The sequence below is a fragment of the Saccharothrix sp. NRRL B-16348 genome, assembly GCF_001280085.1.
Classification (GTDB): Bacteria; Actinomycetota; Actinomycetes; order Mycobacteriales; family Pseudonocardiaceae; genus Actinosynnema.
In genome coordinates this window covers 6,387-25,381 of sequence record NZ_LGED01000210.1, presented here as the reverse complement: position 1 = coordinate 25,381, position 18,995 = coordinate 6,387, and the positions used below count along the sequence as shown (strand labels likewise).

Sequence of the window (18,995 nt, the reverse complement as noted above, 5' to 3'; positions counted from 1 at the left end):
CGAGTGATCTCCATTGTCACGTGATCGACGTCGCCGCCGTGCTTGCCCGGCGAATATCGCTCTGCTTAGCCTGCGGCTACCGGGCTGCGGCGGGGGTCGCCGCGTCCCGGACGACCTGGGGGCCAAGGGAGGGATCACCTGACTCCGGCACGCGAGTGCCGTCCTTTGTGGTGTGCCGAGACTGGGGGAAATTGTGCACACGCGTATTCCGGGCACGTGGCTGTGAACCGCACCGCCACCGATGGGGCAGCGCCGGAATCAGCTACCGAGGAGCTCCACGTCACCGACGTTCGCTCGCTGAGTTCGGACGATCCCGAGCGGGCCGACTTGCTGGAGCGGGAGCCGCGCCACCAGGGCGGCACGCTCGCGTTGGCGATCGACGCACGGCGCTCGGACGTGCAACCGCACTTCTGTTCATCGACGAACCCGGTGGTGTTGTTCAGCCCCGCACACCCCACGGAGCACCGACGATGACCGGAACGGTGTCGCGGCACGCGCTGACCGAGGCCACCGAGCGACGCATCCTGATCGACTGGAACGACACCGCCGCGGACCTCGACCACGGCACCTGCCTGCACGAGCACTTCGCCGCACGGGCCGCCGCGGCACCGGACCGGCCGGTGGTGGTCCACGGCGGCCGAGTGCGGACGTTCGGCGAGATCGACGTCGCCGCGAACCGCCTGGCCCACCACCTGCGGGACCTCGGCGTGCGCAGGCGCGTGCGGGTCGGCCTGTGCCTGGAGCGCGGGCCCGACCTGCTGGTCGCGATCCTCGGCGTGCTGAAGGCGGGCGGCGCGTACGTGCCGCTGGACGCCGAGTACCCCGCCGCGCGTCTGGAGTTCATGCTTCGCGACGCGAAGTGCGCCGTCCTGGTGACCGACTCCGCGACCCGGTCGAGGCTGCCGGAGCCGACCGGCCCGGTGGTGCTGCTGGACCGGGACGCCGACCGCATCGCGCGACACCCGGACCACGGCCCGCCGGCCGACGCCGGTCCCGACGACCTGTGCTACGTGATCTACACGTCCGGCTCGACCGGCACGCCCAAGGGCATCGCGCTGCGGCACCGCGGCGTGGTCAACAACCTGCTCGATCTGAACACGCGCTTCGACGTCGGGCCGGGCGACCGGGTGCTCGCGCTGTCGTCGACGAGCTTCGACATGTCCGTCTACGAATTCCTCGGCATCACGATCGCGGGCGGCGCGGTGGTCGTGCCGGACGCCGGGCGGCTCAAGGACCCGCAGCACTGGTGCGACCTGGCGCTGGAGCACGGCGTCACCGTGTGGAACTCCGCGCCGGCCTTGCTGGAGCTGTTCGTGGCGCACCTGGAGCAGGCCGGGGGCCGCAAGCCGGACGGCGTGCGGCTCGCGATGCTCGGCGGCGACTGGGTGCCGGTCACGCTGCCGGACCGGCTGCGCGCCTGGCAGCCGAACGTGCGGGTGATCGTGATGGGCGGCGCGACCGAGTCGTCGATCCACTCCACGATCCACGAGGCGGGCTCGCCCCTGCCGGACTGGACGAGCATCCCGTACGGCCGCCCGATGGCCAACCAGCGCACGTACGTCCTGGACGAAGACCGCCGCCCGGTGCCGGTCGGCGTGCCGGGTGAGCTGCACCTGGCGGGCATCGGCCTCGCCGAGGGCTATCTCGACCGCCCGGAGCTCACCGCGGAGCGGTTCTTCGAGTGGTCGCACGGCCCGGTGCGCGGTGAACGCCTGTACCGCACGGGCGACTTGGCGCGGTGGCGCGGTGACGGCCTGATCGAGCTGCTCGGCCGGATGGACCTCCAGGTGAAGGTCCGCGGCCTGCGCATCGAGCTGGGCGAGGTGGAGTCGGCGCTGCGCGCGCAACCGGGTGTGGCGGACGCGGTCGTGGTCGGCAGGCGCGACGACACCGGGGACACCCAGCTGGTCGGCTACCTCGTCGCCGAGGACGGCGGGCTGGACACCGACCTGGCGCGGGCCCGCCTCGCCGCGACGCTGCCCGGGTACATGGTGCCGGACGTGGTGGCCGTGCTGGACCGGCTCCCGTTGAGCCCCAACGGGAAGGTGGACCGCGCCGAGCTGACGCGCAGGCGGCCGCCCGCCCGTGCCACCGCGGGCACGAAGCCCGCGGGGGAGCTGGCGGAGCTGCTCGCCGAGGCGTGGCGCGAGGTCCTCGGCGTCGCCGACGTGGTGCTGGAGGACCGGTTCGCCGACCTGGGCGGCCACTCGCTCAAGGCCATGCGCGTGGTGTCCCGGCTGCACGAGGCGCTGGGCGTGCGGCTGCCGCTCGGTGAGCTGCTGGCCGCCGACACGCTGGGCGCGATGGTGGCTCGGGCCGGCCGCGCCCTCGCCGAGCGGTCGACCCCGGACGTCCCACCGCCGAGCAGGCGCGACGACGAGCTCGCACCGCTGTCGTTCGGCCAGGAACAGCTGTGGTACTTCGCGAAGCTCCTGCCCGACTCCCCCGTCTACAACGTCGGCTACGCGTTGCCGTGGAACGAGGACCTCGACGTCGGCGTGCTCCAGCGGGTGCTGACCGCGCTGGTGGTCCGGCACGCCGCGCTGCGCACGGCGTTCTTGGAGGTCGGTGGCGAGCCGCGGCAGGTCGTGCGGGCGCCCTGGCCGGTGGAGGTCGAGGTCGAGGACGTGCCGGACGACCGGCTCGACGACCGGGTCACGGCGGCGGCGAGGGCGCCGTTCGACCTCGCTTCGGGCCGCTTGCTGCGGGCGACGCTCCTGCGGGGCGGCAGCCGGGTGCTGGTGCTGACCACGCACCACATCGTCATCGACGCCTGGTCGCTGGAGATCCTGTTCCGCGAGCTGGAGAGCGGGTACCAGGCGGAGGTCGAGGGTTCGCCCGCGGTGACCGCGGAGCCGGGTCTGCGCTACGCCGACTACGCCGCCTGGCAGCGGGAGCACGGCGACCGGCACGACGTGGGCCACTGGCTCGACCGCCTCGCGGGCGCGCCGCCCCTGCTGGAGCTGCCCGCCGACCGCGGTCGGCCCGCCGTGCGGACGTTCCGGGGCGGGCTGCACCGCTTCCACTGGGACGACGCCCTGCGCCGCGACCTGGCCGACGTGGCGCGCCGACACGACGTGACGCTGTACATGGTGCTGCTGGCGGCGTTCACGACGCTGCTGCACCGCTGCACCGGGCAGACCGACCTCGTGGTGGGCACGCCGGTGGCCAACCGGACCCACCGCGACCTGGAGCCGCTGGTCGGCTTCTTCGTCAACACGCTGCCGCTGCGGGTCGACCTCGCGGGCGACCTCGGGTTCGACGCGCTGCTCGCCCGCGTGCGCGCGGTCGCGCACGCCGCCTACGAGCACCAGGACGTGCCGTTGGAGCGGATCGTCGAACGGCTGCGCCCCGAGCGCGACCCGGGCCACACGTCCGTGGTGCAGGTGGTCTTCCAGGTCACCGAGGGCACGATGCGCCCGCTCCGGGTGCTCGGGCACAGCCTCGCACCCGCGCTGGTCGACACCGGCACGGCCAAGTTCGACCTCTCCGTCACCCTGGAGGAGACCTCCGACGGCCTGACCGGGCTGGTCGAGTACAACGGCGACCTCTTCGACGCCGCCACGATCGCGCGCCTGGCCGGGCACTTCGAGGTGCTCGTGCGGGCGGTGGTCGGGTCGGACACCACGCCGGTCTCGCGACTGCCGTTGCTGAGCGCGGACGAACGCCACCGCGTGCTGCACGCCTGGAACCCCGGGCCGACCCCGTTCCCGGCGACGCGGTGCGTGCACGAGCTGGTGGAGGAGCACGCGAACTCCGACGCGACGGCCGTCGAGCTCGGTGACCACCGGCTGTCCTACCGGGACCTGGAAGCGGGCGCGAACCGGCTCGCGCACCACCTGCGCGACCTGGGCGTGGGTCCGGGCACCCGGGTCGGTGTCTGCGTGGAGCGCTCACCGGTCCTGGCCGTGGCGCTGCTCGGCATCTTCAAGGCGGGCGGCGCGTACGTGCCGCTGGACCCGGACTACCCGACCGCACGGCTGGCGCACATGGTCGGTGACGCGGGCGTGGAAGTGCTGGTGGCCCACGGGAACACCGCGGGGCGCGTCACCGGGCCGAGGGAAGTGCTGCTCGGCTCGGCGGAGGTGGACGCGCGGCCGGCGGTCCGCCCGGACAACCCCGCCGCGGCGGGCGACACGGCGTACGTGATCTACACCTCCGGCTCCACCGGCGTGCCCAAGGGCGTGATGGTCGCCCACCGGTCGATCACGCGGCTGGTCCGCGACACCGATTACGTCCGGCTCGGACCGGACGACCGCGTCGCGCAGGCGTCCAACGCCTCCTTCGACGCCTTCACGTTCGAGCTGTGGGGCGCGCTGGCCAACGGCGGCCGTGCGGTGATCCTGCCGAAGGAGGTGGTGCTCGACCCGGACGCGCTGGCCGACGCCATCCGCGCCAAGGGCATCACCACGATGTTCCTGACCACCGCGGCGGTGAACGCGATCGCCCGCGAGCGCCCCGACGCGTTCGCCGGGCTGCACACGCTGCTCATGGGCGGCGAGGCGCTGGAGGCTCGGTTCGTCCGGGACGTCCTGGCGAACGGTCGACCCGAGCGGCTGGTCCACGTGTACGGGCCGACCGAGACCACCACGTTCGCCACCTGGTTCGAGATCACCGACCTGCCGCCGGAGGCGAGGACCGCGCCCATCGGCGGTCCGATCGCCAACACCGCGGTTCACGTCCTCGACGCGCACTTGGAGCCGGTGCCGATCGGCGTGCCGGGCGAGCTGCACATCGGCGGCCCCGGGGTGGCCACCGGCTACCTCGGCCGGCCCGCGGCGACCGCGGCGAAGTTCGTGGCGGACCCGTTCGCGGCCGAGCCGGGCGCGCGGCTGTACCGGACCGGCGACCTGGCGCGGCGGCGGGCAGACGGCGCGATCGAGTTCCTCGGCCGCCTCGACGCGCAGGTCAAGATCCGCGGGTTCCGGGTCGAGCCGGGTGAGATCGAGGCGGCGTTGCGCGCGCACCACGCGGTCGTGGACGCGGCGGTCGTGCTCGACACCCGTGACGACGGCGAGAAGCGGCTCGTCGCCTTCGTCGTGATCGCGGCGCCCGCCGACCTCGGCGCGGACCTGCGGCTCGTGCTGCCGGAGTACATGGTGCCGTCGCGGTTCGTCGTGCTCGACGCGCTGCCGGTCACGCCGAACGGCAAGGTGGACCGTCGTGCGTTGCTCGTGCCGGACGACGAGCCGATCGCCGCGGCCACCGCACCCGGCTCGCCGCTGGCGGAACTGGTGGCGACGATCTGGGCGGACGTGCTCGGTGTGCCGCGGGTGGGGTTGGACGACGACTTCTTCGTGCTGGGCGGGCATTCGCTGCTGGCCGTGCGGCTGGTGGGGCGGCTGAACGAGGTGCTGGACGCGGACCTGCGGCTCGGCGTGCTGCTGGCACAGCCGACACCGCGCGCGGTCGCCGCGCACCTGGCGTCCGTCGGCGGGCCACCGGAATTGTCGGACCCCGCCGGTAGAATAAGAACAGGGGTCCCCTGGGGAGGACCCTTGCGAAGCGCGGCACTGCCGCCCCCACCGAGCGCGGCAGTGCTACCGGCGTCAAGCGCGGCAGCACTACCCGCGTCAAGCGCGGTAGGGCCGATCCCGCTCTCGTTCGCGCAGCAGCGCTTGTGGTTCTTCGAGCAGCTCGAACCCGGCACGTCGCTGTACAACGTGCCGGTCGTGCTGCCGCTGCGCGGTCCGCTCGACCTCAAGGCGCTGAGCGAGGCTCTCGACGGCCTGGTGAGCCGGCACGAGGCGCTGCGCACGACGTTCCCCGCGACGCGCGGCCGACCGCGCCAGGAGATCGCGCCGCCCGCGCCCGTCCCCCTGCCCGTCACCGACCTGGCCGCCCGGCCGCACGAGGTCGAGGCGATCGTCGAGCAGGAGGCGCTGCGGCCGTTCGACCTGGCGACGGGCCCGTTGCTGCGTGCCCGGCTGCTGCGGCTGTCCGACGTGGAGCACCAGCTGGTGCTCGTGCTGCACCACATCGTGGTCGACGGCCGGTCGCTGGACGTGCTGTTCCACGAGCTGGGCGCTCTCTACCACCGCCGGCCGCTGCCCGAGGTGCCGGTGCAGAACGCGGACTACTCGGTGTGGCAACGGGAGTGGTTGCGCGGCGAGGTGCTCGACGACCTGCTCGCGTACTGGCGGGCGGCACTCGGCACGGACCCGCCGGTGCTCGACCTGCCGACCGACCGGCCGCGACCGACGGCACGCCGCTTCCGGGGCGCGGTGGTGACCCGCGAGGTGCCGGCGGAGCTGGTGGGCGCGCTGCGGGCGCTGAGCAGGCGTGCGGGCGTGACGTTCTACATGACGCTGCTGGCCGGGTTCCAGGCGTTGCTGGGCGCGCGGGCGGGCGCGGACGAGGTCACGGTCGGCACACCGGTCGGCGGTCGCACGCACGCCGGGTCGCAGGACGTCGTCGGGTGCCTGATCAACATGGTGCCGCTGCGCACGGACGTGTCCGGGGCACCGGACTTCCACGAGCTCGCCTCGCGGGTGCGCCGGGTGACCCTCGGCGCGTTCGCGCACCAGGACCTGCCGTTCGACAAGCTGGTCGAGGCGGTGCTGTCCCGGCGGAGCAGCGACTTCATGCCGTTGTTCCGGGTGATGTTCAGCGTGCTCGACCCGACCGCGCCGCCCGTGCTCGACGGTGTGGACACCTCCGGGCTGAGGCTGCTCTCGCCGCCGGACACTGCGAAGTTCGACCTGAGCCTGGTCATCGAGGAGTCCGGCGGTGGGCTCGCCCTGACCCTCCAGTACGACACCGATCTGTTCGAGCCGGCCACCGCCGGCGCGCTCCTGGACGACTACGCGCGAACACTGCGGCGGATAGCGGAACGACCGGGTTCGCCAGTGGGAGGAGAAGACCGTTGACCTCTGGACTCGTCCACCACTGGTTCGAGGAACAGGCGGCGGCGCGCGGTGACGCCGTCGCGGTGGTCGCGGGCGCGCAGCGGTTGACCTACGCGCGGCTCGACCGCCTCGCCAACCGGCTGGCCCACCACCTGCGCGGCTTGGGCGTGGGTCCGGAGACGCTCGTCGGACTGCGGCTGGAGCGGACCTCGCCGTGGCCGGTGGTCGCGATGCTCGCGGTGCTCAAGGCGGGGGGCGCTTACGTGCCGGTGGACCCGGCGCACCCGGAGGAACGCACCGCGCACATGCTGGCCGACGCCGGCGTGACCGTGCTCCTCACCGACGACGCGGTGGACTTGCTGGACCTCTCCGCCTACCCGGACGTCCCGGTCGGCGACGTGGGCACGCGGCCCGATTCGGTCGCGTACGTCATCTTCACGTCGGGCTCGACGGGCGCGCCGAAGGGCGTGGTGGTCGAGCACCGCAACGTCACGCGGCTGTTCACCGCGTCGCACGAGCTGTTCCGGTTCGACGAGCACGACGTGTGGACGCTGTTCCACTCCACCGCGTTCGACTTCTCGGTGTGGGAGATCTGGGGAGCGCTGCTGCACGGCGGCAGGCTCGTCGTGGTGCCCCGGGACGTCGCCCGCTCGCCGGAGGACTTCTACCGGCTGCTCGACCGCGAGCGGGTCACCGTGCTCAACCAGACCCCGTCCGCGTTCCGCGGCCTGATGCGGGTCGACGAGGAGCAGGGTGCGGACCTGGCGTTGCGCGTGGTGGTGTTCGGCGGCGAGGCGCTCGCGCCGGGGATGCTGCGGCCGTGGCTGGACCGGCACGGCGCGGACCGACCCGAGCTCGTGAACATGTACGGGATCACCGAGACCACCGTCCACGTGACCTACCGGCGCGTGACGGCCGACGACCCGGACACCGCGCCGGGCAGCATGATCGGCGGGCCGCTGCCCGACCTCACCGCGCACGTGCTGGACGACGAGGGCCGGGCGGCCGAGGTCGGCGAGCTCTACGTCGGCGGCGCGGGCGTGGCGCGCGGGTACCTCGGCCGGCCCGAGCTGACCGCGCAGCGGTTCGTCCGCGACCCGTTCGCCACCGCCCCGGATGCCCGGGTGTACCGGACGGGTGACCGGGTCCGCCGCCACCCCGACGGCGACCTGGAGTACCTGGGCCGGGTGGACGACCAGGTGCAGATCCGCGGCCACCGGGTGGAGCCCGGCGAGGTCGAGGTGGCGCTGGCGCGGCACCCGCTGGTCGAGTCGGCCGCCGTGGTCGCGCGCACCGACGGCGACTCGCCGAGGCTGGTGGCCTACTGGGTGGGCGACCACCGGCTCGCCGTGCGCGACCTGCTCGACCACCTGCGCCGCACGCTGCCGGACTACATGCTGCCGACGGCGTTCGTGCCACTGGGGCACCTGCCGCTGACCGCCAACGGGAAGGTCGACAAGCGGGCGCTGCCCGAACCCGAGTGGGCGCGTCCCGAGCAGGTCGAGGGGTTCGCCGAACCGGGCACCGCGTTGGAGAAGGCGCTCGCCGAGATCTGGGCGGAGGCGCTGGAGGTCGACCGGGTCGGCTTGGACGACGACTTCTTCGAGTTGGGCGGCCACTCGCTGCTCGCGACCCGGGTCGTGGCCGAGGCGAAGGCCAGGCTCGGGGTGAACGCGACGCTGCGCATGGTGTTCGACGAGCCGACGCTGCGCGGGTTCGCCAAGGTCCTGGAGGAGCGGTGACCGAACCAGCCAGGGGCATCGCGGTCGTCGGCATGAGCGGCCGGTTCCCCGGCGCCCGCGACCTCGACGAGTTCTGGGCGGCGCTGGTGGCGGGGCGTGAGGGCATCACGCACTTCACCGAAGCCGAGTTGGCGGAGGCGGGCGTGTCCGCCGACCAGCTCGCCGACCCGGACTACGTCCGCTCCGCCGGGGTGATCGACGGTCCGGCCCTGTTCGACGCGGACTTCTTCGGCTTCACCCGGGCCGAGGCGGAGACGACCGACCCGGCGCACCGGTTGCTGCTGGAGTCCTCGTGGCAGGCGCTGGAGGACGCGGGCCACGTGCCCGCGGACTTCGGCGGCCGGGTCGGCGTGTTCGCGGGCACCGCCACCAGCGGCTACCGCTTCGACCGGATCGCGCGCCACCCGCGGGCGGGCGAGCTGTTCCACCCGTTGCAGGTCGCGGTCGGCAACGACCCGGACATGCCCGCGCTGCGGGTGTCCTACAAGCTCGACCTGACCGGACCGAGCATGACGATCCAGACGGCGTGCTCGTCGTCCCTGGTGGCCGTGCACATGGCGTGCCAGAGCCTGTTGCTGGACGAGTGCGACCTGGCCCTGGCGGGCGGCGCGGCCGTGCGGCTGCTCGACCGGCGCGGCTACCGGTACGACGAGGGCGGCATCCTGTCCCGGGACGGCCGCTGCCGCCCGTTCGACGCCGCGGCCGGTGGCACGGTCGTGGGCGACGGCGTGGGCGTGGTCGTGCTGCGGCGCCTGGAGGACGCGCTGGCCGACGGCGACCACGTCCGCGCGGTGATCCTCGGTTCGACGGTCAACAACGACGGCGCGGCCAAGGTCGGGTTCACCGCGCCGTCACCGGACGGCCAGGCGGCCGCGATCGCCGAGGCGCTCGCGGTGGCCGAGGTGGACCCGGCGACGGTCGGGTACGTCGAGGCGCACGGCACAGGCACGTCGTTGGGCGACCCGATCGAGGTCCGCGCGCTGACCGACGCGTTCGGTCCGGGCGCGTCGGCGGTGCTGGGCTCGGTGAAGTCCTCCATCGGGCACCTGGACGCCGCGGCGGGCGTGGCCGGGCTGATCAAGGCGGTGCTCGCGCTGGAGCACCGCCACATCCCCGGCACGCTGCACTTCGAGCGGCCCAACCCGGAGACCGGCCTGGCCGCGAGCCCGTTCCGGGTCAGCGCGCGTGGCCAGGACTGGCCCGCGTCCGACCACCCGCCGCGGGCCGGCGTCAGCTCGTTCGGCATCGGCGGCACGAACGCGCACGTCGTGCTGGAGGCCGCGCCCGACGTCCCGGCCGCCGACCCGGGCCGGGAGTGGCGGGTCCTGCCGCTGTCGGCGCGCACGCCGGCCGCCCTGGACGCGGCCACGGCCCGGCTCGCCGAGCACCTGCGGACGCGGGGCGAGCTGGCCGAGGCGGCGACCATCGTGCGCCACCTCTCCTCGCGCGTCGACGTGGCGGAGGCGGCCGCCGAACGCCTGCGCGCCCACGGCGAGCTGGCCGACGTGGCGCACACCCTCCAGGTGGGCCGGACGGCGTTCGCCCACCGCCGGGCGGTCGTGTGCCGGGACCTGGACGGCGCGGTCGAGGCGTTGGAGGCGTCCTCGCCCGCCACGCGGACCGACGGGCCGCCGTCGGTGGTGTTCCTGTTCCCCGGCCAGGGCAGCCAGTACCCGGGCATGGGCGCGGAGCTGTACGAGCGCGAGCCGGTGTTCCGCGCCGCGATGGACGAGTGCGCGGAGCTGCTCGGCTGGGACGTCCGGCAGGTCGCGTTCGCCCGCGACGAGGGCAGCCGCGAGCGGCTGCGCCGGACCGCGCACACGCAACCGGCGATGTTCTGCCTGGACTACTCGTTGGCGCGGCTGCTCGGGTCGTGGGGCGTGCGGCCGGACGCGATGCTCGGGCACAGCCTCGGCGAGTTCGTCGCGGCGTGCCTGGCGGGTGTCTTCACGCTGCGCGACGCGCTGCGCGTGGTCGAGGCCAGGGCCGGGCTCATGCAGGACCTGCCGCCCGGCCGGATGATCAGCGTCGCGCTGGACGAGGCCGGGCTGGCCGACGTGCTCGACGGGCACGGCACGATCGCCGGCGTCAACGCGCCGAACGCCTGCGTCGTCGCGGGCACGGACGAGGAGATCGCCGAGGTGGCGCGGCGGCTCGACGCGCGCGGCATCGCGCACACGGCGGTGGAGACCTCGCACGCCTTCCACTCGCCGATGGTCGACCCCGCGCTGCCCGGCCTGGCCGAGGTGGTGCGCGGGATCGCGCTGGACGAGCCGGCGGTGCCGTTCCTGTCCAACGTGACGGGCACGTGGATCACCGACGAGCAGGCCACCGATCCCGACTACTGGGTCTCGCACGCCCGGCAGCCGGTCCGGTTCGCCGACGGCGTCACCACGTTGCTGGCGACCGACCGGCTGATGGTCGAGGTCGGACCGGGACGGGCGTTGAGCGGGCCGGCGCGCCGCAACGGCAACCCGGTCGTGACGCTGCTGCCGAAGGGGTTCACCGAGAGCGAGGCGCTGGCGCGCGGCCTGGCCGACCTGTGGCGGCACGGTGTGCCGGTCGACTGGGCGGCGGTGCGCGGCGGTGAGCGGCGGCGCCGGACGCCCCTGCCGACCTACCCGTTCGAGCGGCGCGAGTACCTGCTGCCCCGAACCGAGGAGGTTGAGCGGACGCGGCGGCACGACCCGGCGCGGTGGACGTACGTGCCGGCGTGGCGACCGGCCCCGCTCACCGGCGAGCCGGTGCCGCGGGCGGCGTGGCTGGTGTTCGAGGACGCGACCGGCCTGGCGCGACGCCTGACCGAAGCCTTGCGGGCAGGGGGTCACGTCGTGACGGCCGTGCGCCGGGGTCGCGAGTTCTCCCGCGACGCGGAGGGGTTCGTGCTGGACGGCGGCCGACGCGAGCACTTCACCCGCCTGGTGGACGAGTTGCGCCGGGACGGCGGGTTGCCGCAGCGGGTCGTGCACGCGTGGAGCGTGACCGACGCCGACCGCGCGCCGTTCGAGGACGTGCAGGACGCGGGGCTGTTCACGCTCCTGCACCTGGCGCAGGCGCTGGCCGAGGCGGGTGACGCCGCGGCGGTGCGCTGCGACGTGCTGGTCAACGACCTGCACGACGTGGTCGGCGACCGGGTGCGGCTGCCGGAGCGCGCCACGGTCCACGCCGCGACCGTGCTGACCCAGGAATTCGCGGGCTCGACCTACCGGTGCGTGGACGTGCCGCTGGACGCCGACACCGCGGACCTGGTCGCCGAACTGACGCACGACCAGCGCGAACCCCTGGTCGCCCACCGAGCGGGCCGCCGCTGGACCAGGTCGTTCACGCCGGTGCGGCTGGAGGCGGCGCAGAGCCCGTGGCGGCCGGGTGGCGGCTACCTGGTCACGGGGGGTTCGGGGACGGCGGGCCCGGTGTTCGCCGAGCACCTGGCGCGGGCGGGTGCCCGGGTCGTGCTCGTCGGGGACGACGAGGAGCCGCCGGGCGTGGGCTCGTTCGTGCGCGCGGACCTGACCGACCGCGGGCAGGCGGCGCGCGCCGTCGCCGTCGCACGTGCCGAGCTCGGCCGCATCCGGGGTGTCGTGCACGCCGACGGGGCCCGCGGTTCAGGCCTGTCCGTGGTGAAGACCCGCGCCGAGGCCCTGCCGGTGCTGGCCGGGCGCGTGGTGTCCACGCTGGCGCTGCACGAGCTGGTGGCCGACGACGAACCGGACTTCTTCCTGCTGGCCTCGTCCACGACCGGTGTGGTGGGCGGCATCGGCCAGTTGGAGAACTGCGCGGCGGCCGCGTTCCTCGACGCGTTCGCGCACGCCACCGGCGCGGTGTCGGTCGACTGGGGTCAGTGGGACCGGGACGACTGGCTGGAGCGGCAGGTCGCGGGGATGCCGGAGCTGCGCGAGCGGTTCGAGCGCACCCGGCGCGACCACGGCATCCCGGCCGCCGACGGCCTCGCGATCGCCGAATCGGTGCTGCACAGCCGGCTCACCCAGGTCCTGGTGTCCACTGTGGACTTCGAGGACCTGGTGGCCGACCAGGCGGAGCAGACCGCGGCGGTGTTCGCGGACGTGCCGCGCGCCCCGGCGGGCGACTGGGATCCGGTGGCCGTGTGGCCTGACGACGAGGTGGCGCGGGGTGTGGGTGCGGTGTGGCGCGAGGTGCTCGGCGTGCCGTCGATCGGCCCGGACGACGATTTCCACGACCTGGGCGGCAACTCGCTGTTCGCGATCCAGGTCATGGCGCGGCTGCGGCAGGTCCACGGGGACATGCCGGCGAGCGTGATCTTCGAGGCCCCGACCGTGTCGGCCCTGGCCGCGGCCATCCGCGCGCACCAGGCCGTGGACGGTGGTCCCGACGAGTTCGAAGCCCTGCTGCGCGAGGTCGAGAGCCTGTCGCCGGAGGAGGCCGAGGCACGGTTGCGAGGACACGATGGCTGACCAGCAAGAAATCCGAGCGCGCATCGCCGCCCTCGCACCCGGACAACGCGCCGTGCTGGAGCGGGCGATGCGGGAGCGCGAGTTGAAGCCGCCAGCTCCCCCGGCGGTCGCCGCGACGCCACGCCGGCCCCGCCGGGAGACCAGCGCGATGGACTTCAGCCTGTTCTTCTTCTCCGGCGACGGCTCGGCCGAAGGCCCCGGCAAGTACGACCTCCTGCTCGACTGCGCCCGGCACGCCGACCGGCTCGGGTTCACCGCGATCTGGGTGCCCGAGCGGCACTTCGTCGACTTCGGCGGGCTGTACCCGAACCCGTCGGTGGTCGCGGCGGCGATCGCCGCGGTCACCGAGCGGGTCGAGATCCGGGCAGGCAGCGTCGCCGTGCCGCTGCACCACCCGGTCCGGATCGCCGAGGAGTGGGCGGTCGTGGACAACCTGTCCGGCGGCCGGGTCGCGATCTCCGCCGCGTCCGGCTGGCACCCGGACGACTTCCTGCTCGCCCCGGGCGGCGACCCGGACCGGCACCGGCGTCGCAAGGACGTCATGTTCGAGTCCCTGGACACCGTCCAGCGGCTGTGGGCGGGCGAGTCCGTGCCGATGGCCCGACCGGACGGCGTGACCGTCGAGGTCCGCACCCTGCCCCGACCGCTCCAGCCGCGGCTGCCGGTGTGGATCTCGTCGCAGGGCAGCGTCGACACGTTCGTGCGGGCGGGTCGGATCGGCGCGAACGTGCTCACCGCGCTCGTCGGCGGACGGCCACGCGACCTCGCGGACAAGATCGCCGCGTACCGGCGGGCGCTGCCCGACGACCACACCGGCCGCGTCGCCGTCATGGCGCACACCTTCCTCGGCACCGACGACGACACCGTCAAGCGGGCCGTGCGGGAACCGCTGATCGGCTACCTGAGGACGTTCCTGTCCCAGCAGGACAACGTCGACAGCGCCTTCGCCCTACTCGACGACGCCGGGCGGGAGGCGATGCTGTCCTCCGCGTTCGAGCGGTACTTCGACAACTCCGCGCTGCTGGGCACACCGGACAAGTGCGAGTCCCTGGTCGAGGACCTGGTGGACATCGGCGTGGACGAGATCGCCTGCCTGGTCGACTTCGGGCCGGCTCCCGACGCCGTGCTGGGCGGCCTGGAGCACCTCACCGAGCTGAAGGACCGCTACGCGCGACGAGGGGCCTCGTCGTGATCGAGCTGCTGAAGGACGCCACGTACATCAGGTACTACATCGCCTGCGTCGTGTCGTTCCTGGGCGACGCGATGACGCGGATCGTGCTGATCTACGTGGTCGCCACGCTGACCCGCAACCCGGTGGTCATCGCGCTGGTCGTCATGGCGCAACTGCTGCCGATGGGCGTGCTGGGCGCGTTCATCGGCCCGGTCATCGACCGGCTGCCCAAGCGGACCCTGCTGATCGGCTCCGACCTGGCCCGGCTGGTGATCGTACTGGCCATGATCCCGGCGCTGGACTCGGTGTGGCTGCTGCTCGTGCTGATCCTGCTCCAGGGCGTGGGCAAGACGGTCTTCGAGAACGCCCGGATCGCGGCCCTCCCCCTGTTCGTCGGCGGGCACAGCCTGCCGACGGCGGTGGCGTTGTTCCAGAGCACCGCGCACACCCTCAACCTGCTCGGTCCGGCGCTGGGCGGTGTGCTGGTGGCGGTCGGCAGCGTGCCGGTGGTCCTGGTGCTGGACGCGAGCACGTTCGTGGTCTCCGCGCTGCTGCTGGGCAGCCTCGCCGTGCTGAAGGGCGCACCGGTCCACCGGGAGGGCGGCGAGCGCTACTGGCAGGCGCTGCGCGACGGGTTCCGCCGCGTGCTGGCCATCCCGTCACTGCGGTTCATGAGCGCCTTCATGGTGCCGATCATGCTGGTGTTCGGGCTGTTCACCACGAACCTCAACGCGCAGTTGCTGACCGTGTTCGAGCTGCCCGCCGAGCAGTACGGGTTCGCCCAGGCGGTGTTCGGGGGCGGTTCCGTGGTGGCCGCGATGGTGGGTCCGGCGATGCTCCGGCGGTTCAGCTCGTTCAGCACGGCGCTCGTGGCGTCGGTCGCGCTGTTCGGCGCGACGCTCGTGCTGCTCGCGCCGACCGAATGGGTGCACGCCGACCTCGGCCTGGTCGCGGTCGCGTCGTGGTGCGCGCTCACCGGGATCGGCGCGGGGCTGTTCCAGGTGCCCGCGGCGAACACGATGCTGCGTGACCTGCCCGACGACCTGCGCGGTCGCGGTATCGGCCTGCTGAACGCGATCATGACCAACTTCATGGTGATCGGCGTGGCGCTGGGTGGTGTGACGGCCTCGCTGTGGGGCGTGGCCGTGTCGATCGTGGTGGCGGGTGTGTTCCTGGTGCTGGCCGCGGCGGCGTTCACCGCGTCGGCCCGACGGCCCCGGTTGAGCGAGGTGGAGCGGTGAACGGTCCGGCGACTCCGACCCAGCGGCGGCTGTGGGCACTGGCCCACCTGCGGCCGAACGACCCGTTCTACAACGTCCCGTTCTCCGTGCGGCTGGACGGCCCGCTGGACCGGGAGGCGTTGGCGCGGGCGTTGACCGAGGTCGTGCGGCGGCACCCGGCGCTGCGCACCACCCTTCAGCAGGTCGACGGCGACCTGGTGCGGGTGGTGGCGCCGCCGTCGCCGATCACGCTCGCGCCCGGTCCGATCGACGTGGACGCGTTCGCGCGGGAGCCGTCCGACCTGTCGCGCGGTCCGCTGTTGCGGGTCGGGCTCGTGCGCGACGGCGACCAGGCGCACCGGCTGCTGGTCAACGTGCACCACGTCGTGTTCGACGGCGCGTCCCACGACCTGTTCCTCGACGAGCTCACGGCCCTGTACGACGCGTTCACCCGCGGTGAGGCGTCGCCGTTGCCCGCGCTGCCGCCGCACGTACCGCACTCGACGGACTCGCTGGACCACTGGGTGCGGCGGCTGGAGGGCATCCCACCGGTGATCCCGTTGCCGCTCAAGGGGCCGCGGCCGGTCACCAGCGACTACCGCACGGCTCGGGCGACGCGGCTGATCCCGCCCGAGGTGGTGGCACCGCTGCGGCTGGTCGCGCGGGAGCGGCGGGCGTCGATGTTCATGCTCCTCAAGGCCGCGTGCGCGGTGCTGCTGCACCAGCACGGCGCGTCGGACGTCGTGCTGGGCATGCCCACCTCCGGCCGGGACACCGTGGAGAGCGCGCGGCAGATCGGGTACCTGGTCAAGACCGTGGTCACGCGGACCCGGTTCACCGGTGACCCGACGTTCACCGAGGTGCTCGCGCACGTGCGCGACGACGTGCTGGACGCGCAGGAGCACGCCGACCTGCCGTTCGAGGACGTGGCCCAGGCGCTGGGCATCCCGCGCGAGGCCGGGCACGACCCGATCTACCAGGTGCTGTTCGGCTACGAGACCGCGCCGGTCACGCGGCGGGGCGGCGGCGTGCGGTTCACACCGTCGTACCTGTCGCTCGACTCGGCCAAGGCGGACCTGGACGTCCTGCTGTCCGAGGCGGAGCACGGCCTGGCCGCCCACTTCGACTACCGGGTGGACCTGTTCGACGAGCACACCGTCCACCGGATGCTGTCGCGGCTGGAGACCGTGCTGCGCCGGATCGGCCGCGACCCGGACGCGCCCGTGTCACGGCTGGTGCGGCCGGACGAGGCGGAGTCGGCGCAGCTGCGGAGCTGGGCAGAACCCGACCTCCCGCGCGGCGTCGAGCCGCACCGGCTGGTCGAGGAGCAGGTCGACCGCTCCCCCGACGCCGTGGCGGTCGAGGCGCGCGGGCGGGTGTGGACCTACGCCGAGGTGGAGGCGCTGGCCAACCGGGTCGCACGGCACGCGGCGGCGTCACGCGTGGCGGTGTGCCTGCCGTTGTCCGGCGAGTTCGTGGCGGCGGTCCTCGGCGTGTTCAAGGCGGGCGGCACCTGCGTGCTGCTGGACCCGGACCTGCCGCCGTACCTGCTGCGGACGATGGCCCGGGACTCGGGCGCGGCACTGGTGCTGTCCGACGCCCACTCCGGCGGCGTCTTCGAGGACCTGCCCGTGACGCTCGTGTCATCCCTCGTCGGACCGGACGACCGGGTGGGCGGTGCGGCCGGCGCGGCGTTCGTGGCGCACACCAGCGAGTCGCGCGGCGTGGAGTTCGACCACCGGGTGCTCGGCGACCTGCTGGAGTGGGCGCGGCGGGACCTGCCGCCGGTCGCGTGCGCCGCGCCGATCAGCTCCCTGGCCTCCGGGACGGCGCTGTTCGAGGTGTTCGCCGCGCTCGCCGCGGGCGGCCGGGTGACCGACGACGTCAAGGCGGCCACGCTGGTCTGCGGAACGCCCGCGCTGCTCGGTCGGCTGGGCGACGTCGCGCCGGTGGTCCTGTCCACCGGCGACGTGCTGCACCCGTCGCTGGTGCGGTCGCTTTACGACGCCGGAGCCGAGGCGGTGCACAACGTCTACGGCGTCGCGGGCGTCTTCGCCGTGGGCGGCCGGGTGAGCCCGGACGAGCCGGTCACGATCGGACGGCCGCTGCGCGCGGTCGTGGCGCGAGTGCTGGACGAGCGCTCGCAGCCCGTCCCGCCGGGTGTCGCAGGGGCGTTGCACCTGGACGGCGTCGCGACCGGCGACCGCGCGCGGCACACCGCCGACGGGCGGCTGGAGCTGGTCGGCGACGCCGTGGTGGTCGAGGCGGCGGTGCTCGACCACCCGGCGGTGACGCAGGCGTGCGCGTTGACCGACGGGGTGGTGGCGGTCGTCTCGACCGCCTCGCCGCCGGACGTCGAGACGCACCTGCGGGCGCACCTGCCCGGTTACCTCGTGCCGAGCCGGGTCGTGGTCGTGCCGGACCTGCCGCTGCGACCCGACGGGACCGTGGACCGGCACGCGCTGGCCCGGTCGGCGGCGAAGGCGGCGCCCGCGCGGCCGCGGCACGTGCCGCCGGCCACCGAGGCCGAGCAGCGGGTGGCCGAGGTGTGGTCGGCGCTGTTGGGCCGGACCGTGGACGTGGACCGGAACTTCTTCGAGGCGGGCGGCAACTCGCTGCTCATCGTGCGGCTGCGCGACGCGCTCAACAGCGCGTTCGGCCTGGACCTCGCGGTGGCCGAACTGTTCCGCCGCCCCACCGTGCGGGCCATGTCCGAGCTGGTCGGCGGCGCGGCGGCGGAACCGGCGCGCACCGACGCGGCCGACCGGGCGCAGGCGCGGCGCGCGGCGCTGGCCCGGCGTGGGAAGCGGTGAGCGCGGTGGACATCGGCGAGAGCAGGGCCGTCGTGACGGGCGCCGCGAGCGGGCTCGGCCGGGAGATCTGCCTCGGGCTCCTGGCGGAGGGCGCGGCCGTGGCGGCGCTGGACAAGGACGCCGCCGGGCTGGCACGGCTGCTCGCCGACAGCGACGGCGCCCTCACCACGTACCAGGTCGACGTGTCGCGGCAGGACGAGGTGTCCGACGCGGTGTCGCGCGCGGTCGACGACCTCGGGTACGTCGACCTGCTGGTCAACAGCGCGGGCATCTACCGGGACGGGCTGGTGGTCAAGCCCTTGGACGACGACTACGTCACCATGCCGCTGGCCCAGTGGCGGACGGTGGTGGACGTGGACCTCACCGGGACGTTCCTGGTGTCGCGCGAGGTCGCGGTGCGCATGGTGCGGGGCGGTGTGCGGGGCGTGATCGTCACCATCTCGTCGGTGTCCCGGGCCGGGAACGCCGGGCAGGGCAACTACGCCGCGGCCAAGGCGGGCGTGGTCGCCTTCACCCGTTCCCTCGCGCTCGAACTGGCGGAGCACGGCATCCGCGCCGCCGCCATCGCACCCGGCTTCATCGACACGCCCATCCTCGCCGCGATGGACCCCCGGCGGCTCGACGAGCACGTCACCCGGGTTCCCCTGCGCCGCCTGGGCACACCGCGGGAGATCTTCGCCGGGGTGCGGTTCGTCGCGGAGTGCGGCTACTTCACCGGCCGGTGCCTGGAGATCGACGGCGGCTACGCGCTCGACAGCTAGGGCGCTCCAC

Annotated in this window: 8 protein-coding genes; all 8 read left to right on the top strand. The window is 74.0% G+C overall.

Annotation, left to right across the window (positions count from 1 at the left end):
* Positions 1-216: 216 nt before the first annotated feature.
* The 8 genes from ADK67_RS52720 to ADK67_RS26395 are packed head-to-tail and all read left to right on the top strand — an operon-like array spanning position 217 to position 18,985.
* Complete coding sequence (locus tag ADK67_RS52720) at positions 217-474, top strand: hypothetical protein (protein ID WP_197289622.1); 258 nt, start codon at positions 217-219, stop codon at positions 472-474.
* The gene (locus ADK67_RS26425) at positions 471-6,869 is read left to right on the top strand and encodes a non-ribosomal peptide synthetase (protein ID WP_197289621.1); all 6,399 of its coding nucleotides are present in this window, start codon (positions 471-473) and stop codon (positions 6,867-6,869) included. The genes ADK67_RS52720 and ADK67_RS26425 overlap by 4 nt, the downstream gene beginning before the upstream one ends.
* Positions 6,866-8,590, top strand: a complete 1,725-nt coding sequence (locus tag ADK67_RS26420) for an amino acid adenylation domain-containing protein (RefSeq protein ID WP_053719214.1) — start codon at positions 6,866-6,868, stop codon at positions 8,588-8,590. Before ADK67_RS26425 ends, ADK67_RS26420 begins: the two co-directional genes overlap by 4 nt.
* Complete coding sequence (locus tag ADK67_RS26415) at positions 8,587-13,020, top strand: type I polyketide synthase (RefSeq protein WP_053719213.1); 4,434 nt, start codon at positions 8,587-8,589, stop codon at positions 13,018-13,020. The genes ADK67_RS26420 and ADK67_RS26415 overlap by 4 nt, the downstream gene beginning before the upstream one ends.
* Positions 13,013-14,212, top strand: coding sequence for a MupA/Atu3671 family FMN-dependent luciferase-like monooxygenase (locus tag ADK67_RS26410; protein ID WP_053719212.1), 1,200 nt, complete (start codon positions 13,013-13,015; stop codon positions 14,210-14,212). The genes ADK67_RS26415 and ADK67_RS26410 overlap by 8 nt, the downstream gene beginning before the upstream one ends.
* Positions 14,209-15,432, top strand: coding sequence for an MFS transporter (locus ADK67_RS26405; RefSeq protein WP_053719211.1), 1,224 nt, complete (start codon positions 14,209-14,211; stop codon positions 15,430-15,432). Before ADK67_RS26410 ends, ADK67_RS26405 begins: the two co-directional genes overlap by 4 nt.
* Positions 15,429-18,224 (top strand): condensation domain-containing protein, encoded by a 2,796-nt coding sequence (locus ADK67_RS26400; RefSeq protein WP_053719210.1) that lies wholly within the window; start codon positions 15,429-15,431, stop codon positions 18,222-18,224. The genes ADK67_RS26405 and ADK67_RS26400 overlap by 4 nt, the downstream gene beginning before the upstream one ends.
* Positions 18,221-18,985 carry an SDR family oxidoreductase gene (locus ADK67_RS26395; RefSeq protein ID WP_053719209.1) on the top strand — a complete coding sequence of 255 codons (765 nt, stop codon included), beginning with the start codon at positions 18,221-18,223 and terminating at the stop codon, positions 18,983-18,985. The genes ADK67_RS26400 and ADK67_RS26395 overlap by 4 nt, the downstream gene beginning before the upstream one ends.
* Positions 18,986-18,995: the final 10 nt, after the last annotated feature.